At 54.1% G+C, this 19,279-nt stretch carries 17 protein-coding genes; 8 read left to right on the top strand and 9 right to left on the bottom strand.

Going from position 1 to position 19,279, the window contains the following annotated elements:
• The first annotated feature begins 33 nt into the window (after positions 1 to 33).
• The gene (locus tag CWO84_RS25080; RefSeq protein ID WP_051669603.1) at positions 34 to 276 is read left to right on the top strand and encodes a hypothetical protein; all 243 of its coding nucleotides are present in this window, start codon (positions 34 to 36) and stop codon (positions 274 to 276) included.
• A gap of 73 nt (positions 277 to 349) precedes the next feature.
• On the opposite strand, the gene CWO84_RS25075 is transcribed toward CWO84_RS25080, so the two are convergent.
• Both CWO84_RS25075 and CWO84_RS22330 read right to left on the bottom strand, forming a co-directional pair.
• Positions 350 to 652: a hypothetical protein gene (locus CWO84_RS25075; RefSeq protein WP_240618126.1), complete on the bottom strand. Its 303-nt coding sequence runs from the start codon at positions 650 to 652 to the stop codon at positions 350 to 352.
• 147 nt (positions 653 to 799) lie between these two features.
• Positions 800 to 2,347 carry a cation:proton antiporter gene (locus CWO84_RS22330; protein ID WP_033155266.1) on the bottom strand — a complete coding sequence of 516 codons (1,548 nt, stop codon included), beginning with the start codon at positions 2,345 to 2,347 and terminating at the stop codon, positions 800 to 802.
• A gap of 257 nt (positions 2,348 to 2,604) precedes the next feature.
• Here CWO84_RS22330 and CWO84_RS22325 point away from each other — a divergent pair, with 257 nt between their 5' ends.
• Positions 2,605 to 3,732, top strand: coding sequence for an aminotransferase class V-fold PLP-dependent enzyme (locus CWO84_RS22325; RefSeq protein WP_033155267.1), 1,128 nt, complete (start codon positions 2,605 to 2,607; stop codon positions 3,730 to 3,732).
• Between the two features lie 106 nt (positions 3,733 to 3,838).
• On the opposite strand, the gene CWO84_RS22320 is transcribed toward CWO84_RS22325, so the two are convergent.
• The gene (locus tag CWO84_RS22320; protein WP_101055330.1) at positions 3,839 to 5,239 is read right to left on the bottom strand and encodes a hypothetical protein; all 1,401 of its coding nucleotides are present in this window, start codon (positions 5,237 to 5,239) and stop codon (positions 3,839 to 3,841) included.
• 356 nt (positions 5,240 to 5,595) lie between these two features.
• On the opposite strand from CWO84_RS22320, the gene CWO84_RS22315 reads away from it, so the two are divergent.
• The 6 genes from CWO84_RS22315 to CWO84_RS22290 are packed head-to-tail and all read left to right on the top strand — an operon-like array spanning position 5,596 to position 13,683.
• The gene (locus CWO84_RS22315; protein WP_033155269.1) at positions 5,596 to 5,685 is read left to right on the top strand and encodes a potassium-transporting ATPase subunit F; all 90 of its coding nucleotides are present in this window, start codon (positions 5,596 to 5,598) and stop codon (positions 5,683 to 5,685) included.
• Complete coding sequence (gene kdpA / locus CWO84_RS22310) at positions 5,685 to 7,493, top strand: potassium-transporting ATPase subunit KdpA (RefSeq protein ID WP_101055328.1); 1,809 nt, start codon at positions 5,685 to 5,687, stop codon at positions 7,491 to 7,493. The genes CWO84_RS22315 and kdpA overlap by 1 nt, the downstream gene beginning before the upstream one ends.
• A gap of 19 nt (positions 7,494 to 7,512) precedes the next feature.
• Entirely contained in the window at positions 7,513 to 9,624 is a 2,112-nt protein-coding gene (gene kdpB / locus CWO84_RS22305) for a potassium-transporting ATPase subunit KdpB (protein WP_101055325.1), read from the top strand.
• Between the two features lie 10 nt (positions 9,625 to 9,634).
• Positions 9,635 to 10,225 carry a potassium-transporting ATPase subunit KdpC gene (gene kdpC / locus CWO84_RS22300; RefSeq protein WP_101055324.1) on the top strand — a complete coding sequence of 197 codons (591 nt, stop codon included), beginning with the start codon at positions 9,635 to 9,637 and terminating at the stop codon, positions 10,223 to 10,225.
• A complete protein-coding gene (locus CWO84_RS22295) occupies positions 10,222 to 12,960 on the top strand; it encodes a sensor histidine kinase KdpD (RefSeq protein WP_101055322.1) in 2,739 nt (912 codons plus the stop codon). The genes kdpC and CWO84_RS22295 overlap by 4 nt, the downstream gene beginning before the upstream one ends.
• Positions 12,961 to 12,984: 24 nt before the next feature.
• A complete protein-coding gene (locus CWO84_RS22290) occupies positions 12,985 to 13,683 on the top strand; it encodes a response regulator (protein WP_101055320.1) in 699 nt (232 codons plus the stop codon).
• Between the two features lie 40 nt (positions 13,684 to 13,723).
• Here CWO84_RS22290 and CWO84_RS22285 read toward each other — a convergent pair whose 3' ends face one another.
• The 6 genes from CWO84_RS22285 to CWO84_RS22260 all read right to left on the bottom strand — a co-directional run bounded on the left by CWO84_RS22285 (position 13,724) and on the right by CWO84_RS22260 (position 18,904).
• Positions 13,724 to 14,611, bottom strand: a complete 888-nt coding sequence (locus CWO84_RS22285) for a GGDEF domain-containing protein (RefSeq protein ID WP_033155275.1) — start codon at positions 14,609 to 14,611, stop codon at positions 13,724 to 13,726.
• Between the two features lie 167 nt (positions 14,612 to 14,778).
• Positions 14,779 to 15,327 (bottom strand): putative Fe-S cluster assembly protein SufT, encoded by a 549-nt coding sequence (sufT, locus tag CWO84_RS22280; protein ID WP_033155276.1) that lies wholly within the window; start codon positions 15,325 to 15,327, stop codon positions 14,779 to 14,781.
• Between the two features lie 7 nt (positions 15,328 to 15,334).
• Positions 15,335 to 16,063, bottom strand: coding sequence for an SDR family NAD(P)-dependent oxidoreductase (locus CWO84_RS22275; protein WP_033155277.1), 729 nt, complete (start codon positions 16,061 to 16,063; stop codon positions 15,335 to 15,337).
• Complete coding sequence (locus CWO84_RS22270) at positions 16,054 to 16,725, bottom strand: HAD-IA family hydrolase (protein WP_033155278.1); 672 nt, start codon at positions 16,723 to 16,725, stop codon at positions 16,054 to 16,056. The genes CWO84_RS22275 and CWO84_RS22270 overlap by 10 nt, the downstream gene beginning before the upstream one ends.
• A 6-nt stretch (positions 16,726 to 16,731) precedes the next feature.
• Positions 16,732 to 17,439, bottom strand: a complete 708-nt coding sequence (gene ubiG, locus CWO84_RS22265) for a bifunctional 2-polyprenyl-6-hydroxyphenol methylase/3-demethylubiquinol 3-O-methyltransferase UbiG (RefSeq protein WP_084153198.1) — start codon at positions 17,437 to 17,439, stop codon at positions 16,732 to 16,734.
• 142 nt (positions 17,440 to 17,581) lie between these two features.
• On the bottom strand, positions 17,582 to 18,904 hold the full coding sequence (locus tag CWO84_RS22260) for a TRZ/ATZ family hydrolase (protein WP_101055318.1): 1,323 nt from the start codon (positions 18,902 to 18,904) through the stop codon (positions 17,582 to 17,584).
• Positions 18,905 to 19,279 lie beyond the last annotated feature (375 nt).

Raw genomic sequence — 19,279 nt, 5'->3', positions numbered from 1 at the left:
TCTCGGTTGTTGCTGAGGCTCGGATCATGCAATATGCCTTATCCCTCGCGCCGGATAGAAGAAGCGTTTTTTCAAGTCCGGGCCGATGCGGTTTTCGCCGAGCGCTTAGCGCGTAAAAGTGAAAGCGATGCCGCGATTACCTTATTGCTCCGCCACGTAGCCGAAAGTGTGAAAAGGATCGGAGTCTCCCATGCTATGCGCGTCTCCTGGGGGCAAAATGCACGCCGACTCGACCCGCACCCCATACCGAAACACGGCATCGGTCACTTCCACTAGTCAGCGGGGCAATTTTCTATTGGGTCTCCATAGGCATCGTTTCTTTTATTGGTGTTGTCCGGTAAAAACTTGTCTAACAGATGGCCATTGGCGCCGTGAATTTCCACGCCGTCAAAACCGGCACGTTTGGCGTTTTCCGCGCCCTTACGGTAAGTCTCGACGATACCTGGAATTTGCCATTGAGATAATCCGGATGCGAAACCCGGCCTACGCGCCAAAGCTGTAGAAAAATTCGGCCGCCGACGCCGTGAACGGCTTGGGTGACCTTGGTCCAGCCGTCGATTTGTTCTTCCGACCAAATGCCGGGTGTGTCGGGATAGTCCAAGCCTTGCGCGGAGACGCTGGTGGCCTCGCTTATCATCAGTCCGGTTTTCACTAAATTATGTCACCCGACACTTGGCAATAATCTTAGCACCAATCATCAATGGTTTAAGGAAAACCGCACTGACTCGGGTATCGTTAAAAATAAGACGCCTCTATAATCCGCTCCGGCATCCACCGCCCAACCAGCACCAGCAGCCCTTCACTGGCTTGATTGCTCACGGCGATTCAGCATCAGGTGGGCAAGACGATTGCCGGCTTCAATCAAGGGATGGATCACAAAATTGGCGCCCGCTTTTGATAATTGCTGTTCTTCCACACCGTGATAACAAATACTGCTGATTTGCCCCGTGAAACCGCGCTTCCTAAGCTGAGCCACCGCGGTCAAACGCACCTCGAATGCCGGCACCGTCAGGATAATGCCTTTAACCTTATGCAAGGGTAAACCGCTCCATAACTCGGTGTCCTCGGCGTCGCCGTAGAGCACGCGGCGGCCGGCGGCAAGATGATATTCCAACACGGTAGGGTCGGCATCCAAGCCAACCACCCTTTGCTCTTGCTGGCACAGGGTTTTATAGACCACGCCACCGGTTCGGCCCATGCCTATCACCAGCCATTCGGCGGCGCCGAACGAATCCGGCAGGCGGTCCGGGTGGTCGGACTTTCTTTCAAACCTCACCAGCAGTGGCTCTACCCAGGAAAACAAGCGATGGGAATAACGGTTTAACGGTGCGGCAATGGCCAGCGAACCGGCCACCGCCAAACTGATGATAGCGTTCCATTCCGCTGGCAACAGTTGAGCTTTGACGACGGCGCTGGTGGTAATCAGCGAAAATTCGCTGTACGTCGTCAAGGCCAAGGACGATACGAAAGCAGTACGCGCCCGGAGTCCGGCGACCACAAATAGGCCAAAGAACAGCGCACATTGCAAAGGCAACAACGCCAGCAATTGCAAAGCGTCCATAATCTGCGCCCGGTTCGGTAAGTCACTGACACCAATCTGCAAGAAGAACGCCACCAAAAACAGCTCTTTCAAACCCCAGAGTCTGTCGCTTAACTCCTTGATCCTGGGATGATTAGCCAACATCACGCCGGTCAACAAAGCACCAATATCCGCGGCAATACCGACGCTTTCCGCGGCGACGCCGCCGGCCAGCGCCAGGGTTACCCCCAACAGCAATTTCAGTTCCGAAGATCGGCTGACCGACAATACCCGATGCGCTATCGGCCGTAACAGCGGCACCAGTAACAAAGCCAATGCCCAAGGCGTAGGCTGTCTGCCTTCCGCCAGCGCCAGCAAACCGATTGCCACGATGTCCTGCAAAATCAGGATACTCATGACATCCCGACCATGCAGCGACGACAATTCGCCGTTATCTTCCAGCACCTTGATCGCCAACACGGTGCTGGAAAACGCCAAACTGAGCCCCAGCACCAAGCCGCCGGTGACTCGCTGCTCTAGCCACAGAAACACCAGCGCGGAAATCAATGCCATCAACATTAAATGCAAGCCACCGACGCTAAGCACTTCGCGACGAATCAGCGAACTGGGCTTGAGTTTTAAACCGACCGAAAACAACAATAATTCAATACCAATCTCCGCCAAATGGTGAAGATCCGGCAATACCGCAATGCCCAGGGCATGCAATACGTAACCAGCGACCAAATAACCAACCAGCGGCGGAAAAGACAGGCGGCTGGCTACCAAACCAGCGATATATGCCGTACTAATCCAAGTTAATTCCATCATATCTATCAACCAAAATAAAAACACCGTTTAATATATCGGGATCGTAACCTGTTTTAAAAGGTTACTGGCTAATTTTTAAACAGCTAGGCCACTTGCGCCTGGATTTTCCGGACGATCTAGGCCCAACTATTTTCGCGGAAATCCCAAATTTTAGCCGTCCGAGCAAGCCCATCATCTGTACAGAAGGTTGATAGGCCGAGTGTTTTACCGCATCATCCTTTATAGATTCACCCTCCGCCTTTTTACCGGTACGCACCATGAAACACCCCGAATTTTCGTTAACCGACGAGCTGATTTATCTCAACCACGCCGCCGTGGCCCCTTGGCCGAAGCGCACCAGTAAAGCGGTGATTCAATTTGCCGAACAAAACTGCCAGTTCGGCTCGCATTACTATCTGGATTGGTTGAAAAAAGAAAACGAAATCCGCCGCCAATTACAGGCCTTACTGAATGCGCCCTCGGCCAACGATATTGCCCTGGTGAAAAACACCTCGGAGGCCTTGTCCTTCGTGGCCTTTGGCTTACCCTGGCAAGCCGGCGACAACATCGTCTCCAGCAACGAAGAATTCCCGTCCAACCGCCTGCCCTGGCAAGCCTTGGCCGAGCGCGGCGTCGAGTTTAGAGAAGCCGATTTGCACAGCGCCGCAACCCCGGAAGATGCTCTGTTTGCGCGGGTGGATGGCAATACGCGCTTGCTGACCATCAGCTCCATTCAATTCGCCTCCGGCTTACGCATGGATCTGGAGCGCATCGGCGAGTTTTGCCGGCAACGCGGCATTTTGTTTTGCATCGACGCGATTCAAAGCCTGGGAGCGGTGCAGTTCGATGTGCAAGCCTATCACGCCGATTTCGTGATGGCCGACGGGCATAAATGGCTGTTCGGCCCGGAAGGCCTGGGGGTGTTTTATACCAACCCGGCCGCGCGCGACCGGCTCAAGCTCAGCCAATACGGCTGGCACATGATGAAAGACACGCATAATTACGAAAACCTGCCATGGGAGATCCATCCCGGCGCCCGCCGTTTCGAATGTGGCAGCCCGAACATGTTAGGCATTCACGCCTTGTCCGCCAGTTTGTCTTTATTACTGGAAACCGGCATGCCAAACGTCGAGTCGCTGGTTCTGGAACGCAGCGCCTACCTGCGCGAAGCCATCAGCACCAACGCCGAGCTGATTTTACTGTCGCAGCGGCACAGCCGTTTGCAGTCCGGCATCGTCAACTTCAAACACCGATCCATAGACAATGAGGTGCTTTATAAGCATTTGCAAAAAAATGGTGTGGTTTGTGCCCTACGCGGCGGCGGAATCCGCTTTTCCGCGCATTTTTACAATACATTGGCGGAATTGGATCGGGCGTTGGAACTGGCTACAGCCGTTACCGAATAGGCATTTGCAGCGACGATTTTATTGATAGCCATTGCTCCTCCTTAAGCAGGTTAGCATGCGTAAATTGCACTCTCTATGCTAAACGCACCTATGAAAACAGTTACGCTCAGTCGATTTTTGGAAGTGCCGTAAGAGGAATTAGCCAAAGCTCTCCAGTAACAGGTTTTCGTGTGTGCCTGTATTCTTCAATTGTCGGTTGCGGCCCGCATCTATCTGCAATTACAAGATGGGTTTTTGTAGTGTATATCGCCTCAGGTTGAAACCGAGCGCATTGCCCTCCCGTTTTGGGTTGTATCACCTGGACAAACCAGTCTAGCGTCCCATCATGCCGGTAACGGATTAACAATTTATTCCATTCTGTGGCTGTATTGACAACAAAAAAACCTTGACCCACTGCAGAGACTTTCCAGGCCCAGTGTTTGCCAGAACTAATTAGAGGATCAAGATTAATCAGCTTACGTTTCGACCAATCCACAATTCTTGATCCGTAAGCAGCAACCCCTTGGTTACGTGCAATGTCAACCGTCGCGCGCCACTCTTCCGGACGAATTTCCCTATTAAATAAGAACCAACTTTCAGCCTCGCTCCAAGCGCCATTTTCTGCAGTGACCTGAACCGGCGAAAGTGTCGTATTTAACGAGGAGATCGTTTCCGCAGCTATTTTCGCTTTTGCAGTCTCTGTATCAAAAGCATATTCAACCGCGTTGGAATCGAGCCGACTGTCAAAACGGAGCCGATCAACAAGGGTTGTAGCTGGCTTATTACAATCAGATAGGCGACGATCATTGTGAAAAGATAGGCTATCCAAGGGCACCGCTGGACGCGACTGGATGGTAGTCAACGAAGCCAAATCAGCACCCGAGGTTTTATCAATTAACTTCCACTTGCCATACACTCTTAATTCCTCATTTGCCGGCGGAGACAGAAGCAGAGCGACTCGGGCCGCGGGTGAGTCGATGTGGCGACGCGAAATACACGTCTCTGGTAAAAATGGGGCTTCATCGATTAGCACCGTTTTACCAGATGGCGATTTTGGGCATGCGGGATCCCCGTCGGTAGCGAGCTCCAGCCTAACCCAAGGTGAAGCAGTGGCTTCCATCAGTCGCTTGTTACTTTGTTCTTTTGTCATGCCTCCGTCAAATCCAATGAGTGCGGCTGAACTAGTTTCTACAAACAACAACTTTCGATCCCTAAAGAGCTGGATGAGTACATCCGGCTGCATAGCACCGCCTTCGTCGAGAAATCCATCGGTAACGATAACATCAGGTAGAGCCTGCAATTCACTTTTACACGTACCAATCCCTTCTGTTCTCCATCTGCCTGCCGCTTCCGGAACTATGTTCTGCAGGTAGTACGAATAAAACCATCCTCCAAATACCAAAACAATCGCAATGAGCCGAAACCTCCCTTTCAGAAATATGGCAGGTAGCAGAAATGAGCTTGCAAAAATAACAAAGAAAATTGCGGCAAGCGTGTAAGCCAAGTCGTTTAAATTGAATGGCGGCATACTCTTTTCCAAATATTAGTTCGTAAGGTTTAAAGGGCCGAATAGACCCCAGGATTTACCTGAGCAAGTAGCCCAGGTGAAGCTTAGCGAAATCTGGAGTAATAGAAAGGACACGCCCTGATGATAACCCTGCCCCACAGTAACTTCAGTGCATACTGCGCAAACAACCATGTTTATCGACTCCAGATGAGCTTTACACTTTCTTAACATCCCACCCCGGAATTTTTACGACATTTTTACCCGCCAATCGGTAGATTGTGACTCAGGCGATCAGCGGCAAAACCGCCAAAATTTTGGACTGTTTAACGTATTCGCCCGGTCTAAAAAATGCTTAAGCATCTTTGCAGGAGGTCTATATGAGCGGGATTTATTTATTAAGCGGCGGCTTGGCGCTGCTGGTGTTTATCTATCTGGTCGTCGCGCTGTTTTATCCGGAGAAATTCTGATGAACGAAACCGGCTTCCTACAAATATTTATCTATCTGCTGGCCTTACTGCTGCTGAGCAAGCCGCTGGGTACGTACATGGCACGGGTGTCTCAAGACGAATCCATCGTCGCCAACACTTGGTTTGCCGGGCTTGAGCGCGGGCTGTATCGGCTGTGCGGCATCCAAACCCAGCAAGATATGCGCTGGCAGCAATACGCAGGTGCATTGCTGGTCTTTAACGTGCTGGGTTTACTGGTGGTTTATGGCTTGCAAACCTGCCAAGACCTGTTGCCGCTCAATCCGCAGGCCTTACCGGCCATCAACTCCGACTCAGCGTTGAATACCGCGATCAGTTTTGCCACCAACACCAATTGGCAAGGCTATGCCGGTGAAGCCAGCATGAGTTACCTCACGCAAATGCTCGGTTTAACGGTGCAGAACTTTTTGTCGGCAGCCAGCGGCATGGCAGTGCTGGTGGCCTTGATACGCGGTTTCAGCCGGCGTAACACCAACAGCATCGGCAATTTTTGGGTGGATATGACCCGCTCGACCTTGTATATCCTGCTGCCGCTTTCGTTGCTACTGGCCGTCGTGCTGGTGGGGCAAGGCGTGGTGCAAACTGTTGATCACTACGCCACCGTCAAGCTGCAAGACCCGCTGACTTACTCGGCACCAGCGCTTGATGCGGGTGGACACGCTGTGCTGGATGCACAAGGCCAACCCATCACTCAAACCCAACAAAGCCAGGAACAAACCCTGGCCTTGGGCCCGGCAGCATCGCAAATCGCCATCAAGCAGCTTGGCACCAACGGCGGCGGTTTTTTTAATGCCAACTCGGCGCATCCTTACGAAAATCCCACGCCGCTGAGCAACTTTTTGGAAATGCTCGCCATCCTGTTAATCCCCGCCGCGCTATGCCATACCTTTGGTTTTCTGGTCGGCGATAGCCGGCAAGGCTGGGCGCTGTTGGCGGCGATGACGCTAGTGTTTGTGGCGCTGGTTTTCGTCACCGTGCCCGCCGAACAACACGGCAATCCGGCGCTGGCGAGTTTGGGCGTTGATCAAGCCGCGTCCAATCAGCAACCCGGCGGCAATATGGAAGATAAGGAAGCCCGCTTCGGCATCGTCAATTCCGCACTGTGGGCAGTAGCGACCACCGCCGCCTCCAACGGCTCGGTGAACGCCATGCACGATTCGTTCACCCCCATCGGCGGCATGATACCGATGTGGTTGATCCAGCTGGGCGAAGTGATCTTCGGCGGCGTGGGCTCGGGCCTTTACGGCATGATCGTGTTCGCGCTGGTCGCCGTGTTTATTGCCGGTTTGATGATAGGCCGCACGCCGGAATATCTGGGTAAAAAAATCGAAGCCTTTGAAATGCAGATGGCAGCGGTGATCATTTTGATTCCCCCACTGTTAGTGTTGGGCGGCACGGCGCTAGCCTTGATGACCGAAGCCGGCAAGGCAGCTATCCTCAACCCCGGTGCGCATGGCTTTAGCGAAGTGTTGTATGCCTTGTCATCCGCCGGCAATAACAATGGCAGCGCCTTCGCCGGCTTATCGGCCAATGTGCCGTTTTATAACTACTTGCTGGGCTTGGCCATGCTGGTATCGCGTTACGGGTTGATGATTCCGGTATTAGCCATCGCCGGCTCGCTGGCCGCCAAAAAACACGTACCGGTCGGCCCCGGCACCTTACCCACCCATACGCCCTTGTTCGCGGTGTTACTGATTATCACGGTGTTAATGGTCGGCGCGCTGACCTTTGTGCCGGCGCTGGCCTTGGGCCCTATCGTTGAGCAGTTACACATGCTCGCTCATTCTTGATTTCCAGGCAGGTAAGCATATGACTCACAAAGCGCTCTCTTCTTCCTTATTCGACTCGGACCTGCTCAAGCAAGCGGTTTGGGAAGCCTTTAAAAAACTGACGCCGCAGCAACAATGGAAAAATCCGGTGATGTTTGTCGTGTATCTGGGCAGCCCGCTCACTACGCTGTTATGGCTGCAAGCTTTGGCCGGTGATAGCGAGGAATCCGCAAGTTTTATCTTAACTATCACGGTCTGGTTGTGGTTTACGGTGCTGTTCGCCAACTTCGCCGAAGCGGCCGCGGAGGGCCGCAGCAAAGCGCAGGCGGCTTTCTTGCGCACCGCCAAGCGCGATATTGCCGCCAAAAAGCTGGATGAACCGCGTTACGGCAGTAACTACGCCAAAATCGCCGGCTCCAGCCTGGTGAAAGGCGATGTGGTGTTGATCGAAGCGGGGGATTTTGTACCCGGCGATGGCGATGTCATCGAAGGCGTGGCCTCGGTGGACGAAAGCGCCATCACCGGCGAAAGCGCACCGGTGATCCGCGAATCCGGCGGCGATTTCAGTTCGGTGACCGGCGGCACCCGGGTATTATCGGATTGGCTGGTGGTGCGGATTTCCGCTAACCCCGGCGAAACCTTTCTGGACCGGATGATTTCGATGGTGGAAGGCGCCAAGCGGCAGAAAACCCCGAACGAAATTGCCTTGACCATCCTGCTGGTAGCGCTGACGCTGGTGTTTTTGATGGCTACTGTAACCTTACTGCCTTTCTCGCTGTACAGCGTGGAAACGGCCGGCGCGGGCCACCCAATTTCGATCACCGTGCTGGTGGCTCTGTTGGTGTGCTTGATTCCCACCACCATAGGCGGCTTGCTGTCGGCCATTGGTGTAGCCGGGATCGGCCGGATGATGCAGAAAAATGTCATTGCCACCTCCGGCCGCGCCGTGGAAGCGGCCGGCGATGTGGATGTACTGTTATTGGATAAAACCGGCACCATTACTTTAGGCAATCGGCAGGCTGCGGCTTTCATACCAGCCAAGGGTATCAGCGAGAAGCAGTTGGCCGATGCCGCGCAACTGGCGTCATTAACCGATGAAACCCCGGAAGGCCGTAGCATCGTCGTGCTGGCCAAACAAAAGTTTGGTTTGCGCGAGCGCGACGTGCAATCCCTGGGCGCCACCTTTATCCACTTCAGCGCCCAGACCCGGATGAGCGGGGTCAATTTCCCCTCACCCCAGCCCTCTCCCGAAGGGCGAGGGAGCGAAAACATGCGGCAAATCCGTAAAGGTGCCGAAGATGCGATTAAGCAGTATGTGACCGAACAAGGCGGCCGCTTTCCCGACGAGATCCAGAAAATGGTCGTCGATGTGGCTAGGCGCGGTAGCACGCCGCTGGTGGTGGCCGATGGCAAGCAGGCCCTGGGCGTCATCGAGTTAAAAGACATCGTCAAAGGCGGCATCAAGGAACGCTTTATCGAACTGCGGCAGATGGGCATCAAAACCATCATGATCACCGGCGACAATCGTCTGACCGCTGCGGCGATTGCCGCCGAGGCCGGTGTCGATGACTTTCTAGCGGAAGCCACGCCGGAAGCCAAGCTGGCTTTGATTCGGCAACATCAGGCTGACGGCAGATTAGTGGCGATGACCGGCGACGGCACCAACGACGCACCGGCGCTGGCGCAAGCCGATGTGGCGGTAGCGATGAACAGCGGCACTCAAGCCGCCAAGGAAGCCGGCAATATGGTCGATCTGGATTCCAACCCGACCAAATTGATCGAGATCGTCGAGACCGGCAAGCAAATGTTGATGACGCGCGGGGCGTTGACCACCTTTAGTGTGGCCAACGACGTGGCCAAATACTTCGCCATCATCCCGGCCGCGTTTGCCACCACCTATCCGGCTTTGAACGTTTTGAACGTCATGGGTTTGGCCACCCCGGCCAGCGCTATACTGTCGGCGGTGATATTCAATGCGCTGATCATCATCGCCTTGATCCCCTTGGCTTTGAAAGGCATCAAATATCAGCCGCTCGGCGCTGAAAAACTGTTGCAAAACAATTTGCTGGTCTACGGTGTTGGCGGTTTGATAGTGCCGTTTATCGGTATCAAGGCGATTGATTTAATTCTGGTAACGATGAATCTGGTGTAGGGAGAACAACATGACAAGCTATTTCAGACCTGCTGCCACCCTCCTGTTGCTCATGACCTTTCTCACCGGCGGCCTCTATCCGGCGCTGGTTACTTTGCTGGCGCAAAGCGTTTTTCCTGCCCAAGCCAACGGTAGCCTGATACAAGACAAACAAGGCCAAGCCATCGGCTCTGCTCTAATCGGTCAAAGCTTCAGCCAGGCCCGCTATTTTTGGGGCCGGCCGTCGGCGACCGCGCCCTACCCTTACAATGCCGCCGCCTCCGGTGGTTCCAACCTCGGCCCGACCAATCCGGCCTTGAGCGACGCGGTAAAACTGCGCATTCAAGCACTACAGCAACTCGACCCGGACAATCGTGCTCTGGTGCCTGTGGATTTGGTTACCGCATCCGCCAGCGGCTTGGACCCGCACATCAGTATTGCGGCGGCCCATTACCAAATCAAGCGCGTAGCCAAAGCGCGCAAATTGCCGGAAAGTGTCGCTCGGGATTTGGTCGAATCGCATAGCGAGCCAAGGCAATGGCGAATATTCGGCGAACCTAGAGTCAACGTCTTGAGTTTAAATCTGGCTTTGGACGCCGCTACGCAAACTACTCGACCATGAACGAAGCACGCCTGGACCCCGATCAACTACTGGCCCGCGTCGAACGCGACAAAGCCAAGGCCAAACGCGGCCGCCTGAAGATTTTTTTCGGCGCGGCGGCCGGGGTCGGGAAAAGTTATGCGATGTTGCTAGCCGCACGGGAACGCCGCGCGGAAAATCTTGATGTGATCGTCGGTCTGGTGGAAACCCATGGTCGCGCCGACACCGAAGCGCTGTTGGCGGGCTTGGAAATCCTCCCAACCCGCAAGATCGACTACAAAGGCGCAGTGTTGCAGGAGTTTGATATTGATGCTGCCTTAAAACGGCGGCCGGCCATCATCTTGGTCGACGAGTTGGCGCACACCAACGCACCCGGCTCGCGCCATCCGAAACGCTGGCAAGATATTCGCGAATTGCTGGAAGCCGGGATTGATGTGTATACCGCGCTGAACGTGCAACATCTGGAAAGCCTAAACGACGATGTCGGCCAAATCGCCGGCGTCCGCATCTGGGAAACCGTGCCGGATACGGTATTCGAGGATGCCGACGAAGTCGAGCTGGTGGATTTGCCGCCGGACGAATTGTTGCTGCGCCTACGAGAAGGCAAAGTCTATTTGCCGCAGCAAGCCCAACACGCGATTCAGAATTTTTTCCGTAAAGGCAACCTGATTGCGCTGCGCGAACTGGCCTTGCGGCAAACCACCAATCGCGTCGACGCGCAGATGCTGGATTATCGTGAGGACAACGCCATCCGCGAAGTCTGGCAGGTCAACGAAAGGCTGATGGTGTGCATAGGCCCGAATGTGCTGGCTGAGCGTCTGGTCAGAGCCGGCAAGCGCTTGGCGACCAGCCTGCGTTCGGCCTGGATCGTGGTTTACGTGGAAACGCCCGAATTGGCGCGCTTGCCCGCCGAAAAGCGCGACGGGATTTTGCGGGTATTGCGGCTGGCCGAACAGCTCGGCGCCGAGACGGTGACGCTCAGCGCGCCGGAGATGAGCGAAGCGTTGATCCGTTTTGCCCGCGAACGCAATATCAACAAAATCGTGGTCGGCAAACCCAGCCGCCGCGGCTGGCGGCGCTGGCTGTTGGGTTCTGTGGTCGATGTATTGATCAGCCACGCTCACAATATCAATATTTACCTGCTGGGCAGCCCGCAACTGGGCGAACGCGAGGAACTGGAAGCCGAGCTGTCTTTATTCAAGAAATCACCCCTACCCGGCCTCCGACAACGCATCCCCAGTAAAACTCGCCGCCGCTATCGCGGCTATCTGTGGGCGATGGCGGTGACCTTGCTCTGCACGGCAGTGGGTAAAATGTTGTTCGGCAAGGTGGAACTGGCCAATGTGGTGATGGTGTATTTACTCGGCGTGGTGTTTGTCGCCACCCATTTCGGGCGCGGGCCTTCGGTGTTGGCGTCTTTGCTCAGCGTCGGCGTATTCGACGTGCTGTTCGTGCAGCCTTTCTACAGTCTGTCGGTAGCCGATAGCCAATATCTGATCACGTTGTTGGCCATGCTGGTGGTGGCATTTGTCATCAGCAATCTAATGGTCAACGTCCGTGCGCAGGCCAAGGTTGCCGCGCATCGCGAACGCCGCGCCGCTGCGCTATACGCCATGAGTAAGGAGCTGGCGGTGGCGCAAAGCGAACAGCAGATCGTCGCGACGGCGGTTAAACACCTATACGCCGAATTCAGCAGCCGCAATGTCATTTTATTTGCCAATCCGGGCGGACGGCTAGTCTATCCCAAACAACACGGCCTGCCTCAATCCTTGCGCGGCGCGGATTTGAGCGTGGCGCAGTGGGTCTACGATCACAACGAAATGGCCGGGCACGGCACCCATACCTTACCCGGCAGCGCGGCGATTTATTTTCCGATTCAAGACGAAGACAAAGCCATCGGCGTATTGGCGCTGTTACCGGTCAATTTACGCCGGGTGTTTTTGCCGGAGCAGCAAAAATTACTGGAAACCTTTTTGCGGCAAATCGGCCAGGCCGTCGCCCGTTTACGCTTTGCCGAACAGGCCAAATCAACGCAATTACAAATCGAGGCCGAACGGCTGCGCAACTCCTTACTCAGCGCAATTTCTCACGACTTGCGGACCCCGTTGTCGACGATCATCGGCTCAGCCAGCGCCTTAGTCGAAGACGAAGGCCATTTACAGGCCCAGCACCGGCTGGAACTCGGCCGTGCCATCTATGACGAAGCCGAACGGATGGCCAATTTGGTGAATAATATTCTGGACATGGCCAGACTCGACGCCGGCGTGGTGGAATTAAACAAACAGTGGCATCCTGTCGAAGAAATTATCGGCACCGTCCTAACGCGCTTGCAAAAACACCTGGCCGGCCGAAAAGTCAGCGTCAGTCTGCCGCCGGGGATTCCATTGGTGTTTGTCGATGCGGTGATGATAGAGCAGGTGTTGATTAATCTATTGGAAAACGCCGTGCGCTATACCGCTGCGGGCTCCGAACTTGAAGTGTTTGCCCAATACGTCGGCAATACGATGGAAATTTCGGTCGCCGATCACGGCCCCGGTATTCCCAAAGGTCTGGAGGATAAATTGTTCGAGAAATTTTACCAAGCCCGTCATGAATCGGCGCAAAGCGGCGTCGGCTTGGGGCTGGCGATTTGCCGAGCCATTGTCGAAGTGCATGGCGGCCGGATTCGCGCTAACAACAAACCGGGGGGCGGTGCGATCTTTACCTTCGCGCTACCCAACGACGAATCCCCTCCGCTTATGGAGCCGGAGGAATGAACATAATCCCACTGGATTTTGGCCATGGCTAAAACGCATCCCGTTATTATCGTGATCGAAGACGATCCACCGATCCGGCGCTTTTTGCGTACCAGTCTGGCGACGCACGACTTTGCGGTATTCGAAGCCGAGACCGGCAAACAAGGCCTGATTGAAGCCGGCGTGCGTAAACCGGATTTGCTGATTCTGGATTTAGGCTTGCCGGATATGGATGGCGTCGAGGTGATCAAGAGTGTGCGCGGCTGGTCGGCCATGCCTATCATCGTGCTGTCGGCGCGCAGTAACGAACAGCAAAAAATCGACGCCTTGGACGCTGGCGCGGACGATTACCTAACCAAGCCGTTTGGATTTGGCGAGCTGTTGGCGCGCATACGGGTGGCTTTGCGGCATGCCAGCCGACCGGCGGAACATGCTCAGGACGAGGTGTTTGTCGTTGATGCACTGAAAGTGGATTTGCGCAATCGGGTAGTCAGCGTCGATGGCAACGACATTCATCTGACGCCGATTCAATACCGCTTGCTCTGCGTGCTGATCAAGCATGCCGGCAAAGTTTTGACGCATCAGCAAATTTTGAAGGAAGTGTGGGGGCCGTCGTATCAGGAAAATCCGCATTACTTGCGGATTTACATGAGCCAATTGCGGCAAAAGCTGGAAAGCGATCCGACTCAGCCGAAATATTTGCTGACCGAGTCGGGTGTGGGCTATCGCTTTAAAGTGGGTTAAGCGACTATCGCCGTCTGATGGCCGCAGTGCGAAAACCGAATCAATATCCCACTTCTACCCGGTTTCTACCGCGTTGTTTGGCTTGATACATCGCGGCGTCGGCCCGTTTGAGCAAGAATTCCGGGCTATCGCTACCTTTTAAGGCTGCAACTCCCAAACTGGCGGTCAGATTCAACACGTCCATGCCATAAGCCAAAGTGTGCGATTCAATATCTGCGCGGATGCGCTCGCCTATCACCATCGCACCGTCGATGTCGGTATCGCTCAGCAAAATCACAAACTCTTCGCCGCCGTAACGAAACACCGCGTCGCTGCCGCGCACACTGTCTTTCAACCAGCCGGCCAATGACGACAAAGCCAAATCGCCGCAAGCATGCCCGTAATCGTCGTTGATATGCTTGAAGTGATCGACATCCACAAAAATCACCGACAAATGCTGCGAATTACGATGCGCACGTTTGATTTCGCGCAGCAAACAGTCGTTAAACGCGGTGCGGTTATTGGTTTTGGTTAAAGGGTCGGTGAATGCCATTTTCAATGCTTGCTGAAACAAGGTGGCATTTCTTAGTGGGTAAATCAGGCAACACAACAGGCTTTCCAGCATTTTCAGCTCATCTTTGCTGAAGCGATTGCTACGGGTTAGTTTCAACTCGCCCAGCTGCTGCTCTTCGACTTTTAGGGCATAGCTGCAAGAGTGGCGGGCCATCACGCCGCGTTTGAATTCCAAATCGAAATCTTCGTTGATGTATTCAAAGCCGTTATGCGGAATGGTATTTTGAATTTTGTCGCAGAAAATGGCGATCAACTCGTTGAATTCCAATGAAGTCTGCAAAGCACTACTGATATCGTAGTGATGCAAATTGACAGCGGTTGACGCTTCAAAGGTTTTATTACTGACTATCGCTAAATCGGCTGCTTTATCTCTCATGACGGTTCCCCGAGTCTTGAATCAAACTTCAAGGAGAATAAAGCCAAGAGCGTGCCAATTATTTTATATTTATAAAATACAATGACTTAAACACAAACAACCGCAGTTTTCTTCAGCAAGCGGCAATTTTCCGCCGCTTAACTGCCGCCGCCTCCCTTTGCCGACTTTTAAAACAAACCCAACTGTACTTGCGCGACTTCCGACATCATTTCCCGCGACCAGGGCGGATCTAACACCACTTCGACATCAACCGAACTGACGCCGGGCAAGGCGCGGATGCATTTTTCCACGTCGCTTTGGATGACCGGACCCATGCCGCATCCGGGCGCGGTCAAGGTCATCTGAATATGCACATCGTTGCCACCATCGGCGTTAGGCTTGGCGCTGCAATGGTAAACCAAACCCAAATCGACGATGTTGACAGGGATTTCCGGGTCGTAGACGGTTTTCATCACTTCCCAACAGTTCTTTTCCACCGCCTTGCTGTCGGTTTCCGACACTAGGGTATGCAAATGCTGGGTTTCCTTGCCCAAGGCATCGGCGTCAATCCCGGCGATCCGTACCATATGGCCGTAATCGGTCACCACGGTGTAATTGCTGCCCAAGGCCTGATGGATGGTCACTTCCTGACCTTTACTCAAGGTGCCGTGGTTGCCGTCCGGAATGGTGACGATGTTGACGTCGCGGGTTAAAAATACAACTTCTCTGTCTGCCATAAGTTTCTTAAGGTTTGAAAGTTTGGGCGTCAATAATTTGACCGGTCTTGCCGATACTGGCGTCGCTGAATAAGTAAACATACAGCGGGTCCAAGCTGTTCATGCTTGGCAGCCTGGTTTTATCTTCGGCCGGGAAAGCTTTCTTCCGTAATGGCGAATCCACCGGTCCCGGGACCAAAGTATTAACACGGATTTTTCCAGCTGCTTCCAGTTCTAGGGCCAGAATACCGGCTAAGCCTTCCAGCGCGATTTTCGCTACGCCGTAAGCACCTGAATAAGCCTGGACTTTACGCGCCGAGGAATCGGAAATAAACACGATGGAAGCATGCTCGCTGCGTTGCAGCAAAGGCAACAACACCCGGCACAACAGGAAAGGCGCACTGAGGTTGACGTTTAAGGCATGTCCCCAATCCTTGGTTTTGTAATTGGCGATGGGGCTGTAAGCGCTAAACTCCACGGCCGCATGCAATACGCCATGCAAAGCACCGTAGCGTTGCGCTATCGCTTCGGCCATTTCTTCGTATTGCGCTTCACTGGCACCGGCCAAATCGAAGGGATACATCACCGGTTCAGGACCGCCGGCAGCGACAATCGCATCGTAGATTTTTTCCAGCTTGGGAATGCTTTTATCCAGCAGAATGATTTGCGCGCCCTGCCCGGCTAATGCCAGCGCCGCCGTGCCGCCCAGACCGCCGCCGGCTCCGGTAATCAGTAAAACCTTATTGCTTAATGACATAAATTAGCGTGTATCCATTCCATCAATTGAGGCGGCTGTTCGATCAAAGCGTCGGCACCCCAGGTATCGGGCTGATCGTCGCTTTGCAAATAACCGTATAGTGCCGCCAGGGTTTTCATATTCGCGCGTTTGCCGGCGGTAATGTCGTGTATCGCATCGCCGATATACACGCAATTCTCCGGCGCTACCCCGGCTTGACGGCAGGCGGCCAACATCGGTTCCGGATGCGGCTTGCTATTGGCAGTGGTATCGCCACTGATAATGCAGGCGGCTCGGTCGCTGAGTTGCATCGCCTCCATCAAGGGCACGGTAAAACGGGATTTTTTGTTGGTGACTACGCCCCACTTCAAACCCAGTTGTTCTATCGCTTCCAAACTATCGGCAATGCCGTGAAAAAAACGGCTATGTTCGGCGATATTCTGTTCGTAGGTATCCAGCATAAAGGCCAGCATCTGCTGCGCCAAGCTGTCTTCAACGCTCACGCAATGCCTGATCATCGGCATGGCACCGTGGGAAATGAAGGGCCGCACTGTCTCCGCAGGCGCTTCCGGAAAACCGTGGGCCAGCAGCGTCTTGTTCAAACAGGCGATCAGATCGGGTGCGGTATCGACCAAGGTCCCGTCCAGATCAAACAGCACGCAATCCAGTTTAAATCCAGTCATGCTGGCTTACTCGGGGCGCTGAAACGCCGCTATATAGTTGACGTCTATATCTTTACCCAAACTAAAGCGCTTGCTGAAGGGGCTGTATTCGATACCGACCATCCCTTGTAACTCAAGCCCTACGCTTCTGGCCATCTGCCCCAATTCGGAAGGCTTGATAAAGGTTTTATAGTCGTGCGTACCTTTGGGTACCATTTTCAGCACATGCTCGGCGGCGACGATAGCCAGCAACCAGGCTTTCGGCACCCGGTTCAAAGTCGAGAAAAACACCATGCCGCCGGGCTTAACCAGTGTTGCGCACGCGGCAATGATGGACGCCGGATCGGGCACGTGCTCCAGCATTTCCATGCAGGTGACATGATCGAAGCCGGCCGGCTGTTCCTCGGCCAGTTGTTCGGCGCTGATTTTCCGGTAACTGGCGTTGACGCCGGTTTCCAGGCCATGCAAATCGGCAATATCCAGCAAGTCTTCGCTTAAATCCACACCCAAGGCATCCGCGCCGGCTTTCGCCAAACCTTCGGTAAGAATCCCACCGCCGCAACCGACATCCACCACCCGCTTGCCTGACAAATCAGCGTATTGCTGAATGAACTGCAAGCGCAAAGGATTGACGTCATGCAAGGTTTTAAATTCGCCGTTCGGATCCCACCAACGCTCGGCTTGCGAGCCGAACTTATGAATTTCGTGAGGATGTACGTTTTCTGTCGCTGTCATAATGCCAACCTGTTCATGGGGCTATAGTTTACTGTATTACTAGGTTATTCGTCATGCGCCAACTTCCGACCCTGATCTTGAATTCAGTACCACGGCTTGAATGGCCTTTAACAAGGCCTCTCGGCGACTTCTAAAATGGCTGTTAATTCGCTGGATGTTCTTGCAAGCGTTCTTGCCAAAGCGTGACTTTTTGTCGCAGAGCCGGAACATCAAACGAGGTCAATTCGCGCTTGCGCAGTAACTGCTTGCCGTTAATCCAAACATCAGTCACCTGATGCCGGCCGGCGGCATAGACGATTTGCGCCAGCGGATTGAACAAGGGTTGAGTTTCCAGTTCACTCAGATCTATCGCCACCACGTCGGCCGCTTTGCCGATAACCAGTGAACCGATTTCAGCGTCCAAACCCAAGGCCTTGGCGCCGTTAATAGTCGCCATTTCCAACGCTGTCGTCGCCGACACCGCGCTGGCATCGCCTGCTACCCCCTTACCCAGCAAGGCTGCAGTACGCATTTCCGACAGCACATCCAGATCGTTATTGCTGGCGGCACCGTCGGTGCCCAAGGCCACATTGATACCCGCAGCCAGACACGCCGCCACCGGACAAAAGCCGCTGGCCAGTTTCAAATTGGATTCCGGACAATGCACGATGTGGCCGCCGGTTTCCGCGTAAAGTTGGATGTCCTCGCTGGACAATTGCGTCATATGCACCGCTATAAACGATGGCGTCAGCAAGCCCAATTCATGTAAACGCTGTAGCGGCGTTTGGCCGTTTTTACTTTTTTGCTCGTCGACTTCGTGCGCGGTTTCGTGCAAGTGCATATGCACCGTCAAGTTCATCTCGTCGGCGTAGGTGATGACATTACGCAAAGGTCCGTCCGACACGGTGTATGGCGCGTGCGGCGCAAACGAGGTGCTGATCAAAGTTTCATGCCGGAGTTGCTCGTGCAGCGCCAAACCCTTGGTCAGATAGGCATCCGCGTTTTCCGCCCAGACGGTCGGAAAATCGAACACGATCAAACCGATATTGGCGCGTATGCCGTGTTGCATGGCTTGTTGCGCGACGATTTCCGGAAAGAAATACATGTCATTAAAACAAGTCGTGCCGCAGCGCAGCATCTCGGCAATCGCCAGATCGGTGCCATCCCTGACAAATGCTTCGCTGACCCATTTTTGCTCGGCCGGCCAGATATGGTTTTGCAGCCAATCCATTAAATGCAGATCGTCGGCAATCCCGCGCAGCAAGGACATCGCGGCGTGGGTATGGCAGTTAATCAAACCCGGAATCAGTGCATGCTGATCCAACACTTCGAGCTGTCGGGCTTGGTACTTTGACATGGCCTGCTCGGTCGGTAACAAATCGACAATTCTGCCGTCATCTATCACAAGACTGGCGTGCTCATGGATTTCGGACGCCGGCTCTACCGGTATTATCCAACGGGCTTGAATGAGAAGGTCGACCAGCATGGGTTCTCCCGATATGCAAAGCGGCGATTATACCTCGTTAGCCGGCTTGCTCGCCTGCGGAGAACAGCGCAGGCCGCCACCCACTCCGACCCACACTCCAATTTAATTTTGCTGAACGTCATGATGCCGGAATGGGACGGGGGCGCTTTACCGTCTCGCCTGCGCGAAAACCCAGCGCCCCGCCATCGTATCGACACGGATCGCAGCCAACGGGAAGTCAATATCCCCCGGCAGTAAGTGCAAAAACACCTTAAAATAGCACTCGTACAACGGACTACCGCCGCATCTGATTTGCCTTTTCAACGCAAATTCGCCGCGCTTTTACCTCAAGCGCATAGGGAAAAGAGCAGTTGCCGGGCATTTCATAACCTCCTC

Source organism: Methylomonas sp. Kb3, from assembly GCF_002834115.1.
Classification (GTDB): Bacteria; Pseudomonadota; Gammaproteobacteria; order Methylococcales; family Methylomonadaceae; genus Methylomonas; species Methylomonas defluvii.
This window is presented reverse-complemented; position numbering and strand designations above follow the sequence as displayed.

Excerpts from the sequence above, each read along its gene's own strand:
- CWO84_RS25080 (WP_051669603.1), top strand. The coding sequence starts at position 34 with ATGCCTTATCCCTCGCGCCGGATAGAAGAAGCGTTTTTTCAAGTCCGG.
- CWO84_RS22330 (WP_033155266.1), bottom strand. The coding sequence starts at position 2,347 with ATGATGGAATTAACTTGGATTAGTACGGCATATATCGCTGGTTTGGTA.
- CWO84_RS22325 (WP_033155267.1), top strand. The coding sequence starts at position 2,605 with ATGAAACACCCCGAATTTTCGTTAACCGACGAGCTGATTTATCTCAAC.
- CWO84_RS22320 (WP_101055330.1), bottom strand. The coding sequence starts at position 5,239 with ATGCCGCCATTCAATTTAAACGACTTGGCTTACACGCTTGCCGCAATT.
- CWO84_RS22315 (WP_033155269.1), top strand. The coding sequence starts at position 5,596 with ATGAGCGGGATTTATTTATTAAGCGGCGGCTTGGCGCTGCTGGTGTTT.
- kdpA (WP_101055328.1), top strand. The coding sequence starts at position 5,685 with ATGAACGAAACCGGCTTCCTACAAATATTTATCTATCTGCTGGCCTTA.
- kdpB (WP_101055325.1), top strand. The coding sequence starts at position 7,513 with ATGACTCACAAAGCGCTCTCTTCTTCCTTATTCGACTCGGACCTGCTC.
- kdpC (WP_101055324.1), top strand. The coding sequence starts at position 9,635 with ATGACAAGCTATTTCAGACCTGCTGCCACCCTCCTGTTGCTCATGACC.
- CWO84_RS22295 (WP_101055322.1), top strand. The coding sequence starts at position 10,222 with ATGAACGAAGCACGCCTGGACCCCGATCAACTACTGGCCCGCGTCGAA.
- CWO84_RS22290 (WP_101055320.1), top strand. The coding sequence starts at position 12,985 with ATGGCTAAAACGCATCCCGTTATTATCGTGATCGAAGACGATCCACCG.
- CWO84_RS22285 (WP_033155275.1), bottom strand. The coding sequence starts at position 14,611 with ATGAGAGATAAAGCAGCCGATTTAGCGATAGTCAGTAATAAAACCTTT.
- sufT (WP_033155276.1), bottom strand. The coding sequence starts at position 15,327 with ATGGCAGACAGAGAAGTTGTATTTTTAACCCGCGACGTCAACATCGTC.
- CWO84_RS22275 (WP_033155277.1), bottom strand. The coding sequence starts at position 16,063 with ATGTCATTAAGCAATAAGGTTTTACTGATTACCGGAGCCGGCGGCGGT.
- CWO84_RS22270 (WP_033155278.1), bottom strand. The coding sequence starts at position 16,725 with ATGACTGGATTTAAACTGGATTGCGTGCTGTTTGATCTGGACGGGACC.
- ubiG (WP_084153198.1), bottom strand. The coding sequence starts at position 17,439 with ATGACAGCGACAGAAAACGTACATCCTCACGAAATTCATAAGTTCGGC.
- CWO84_RS22260 (WP_101055318.1), bottom strand. The coding sequence starts at position 18,904 with ATGCTGGTCGACCTTCTCATTCAAGCCCGTTGGATAATACCGGTAGAG.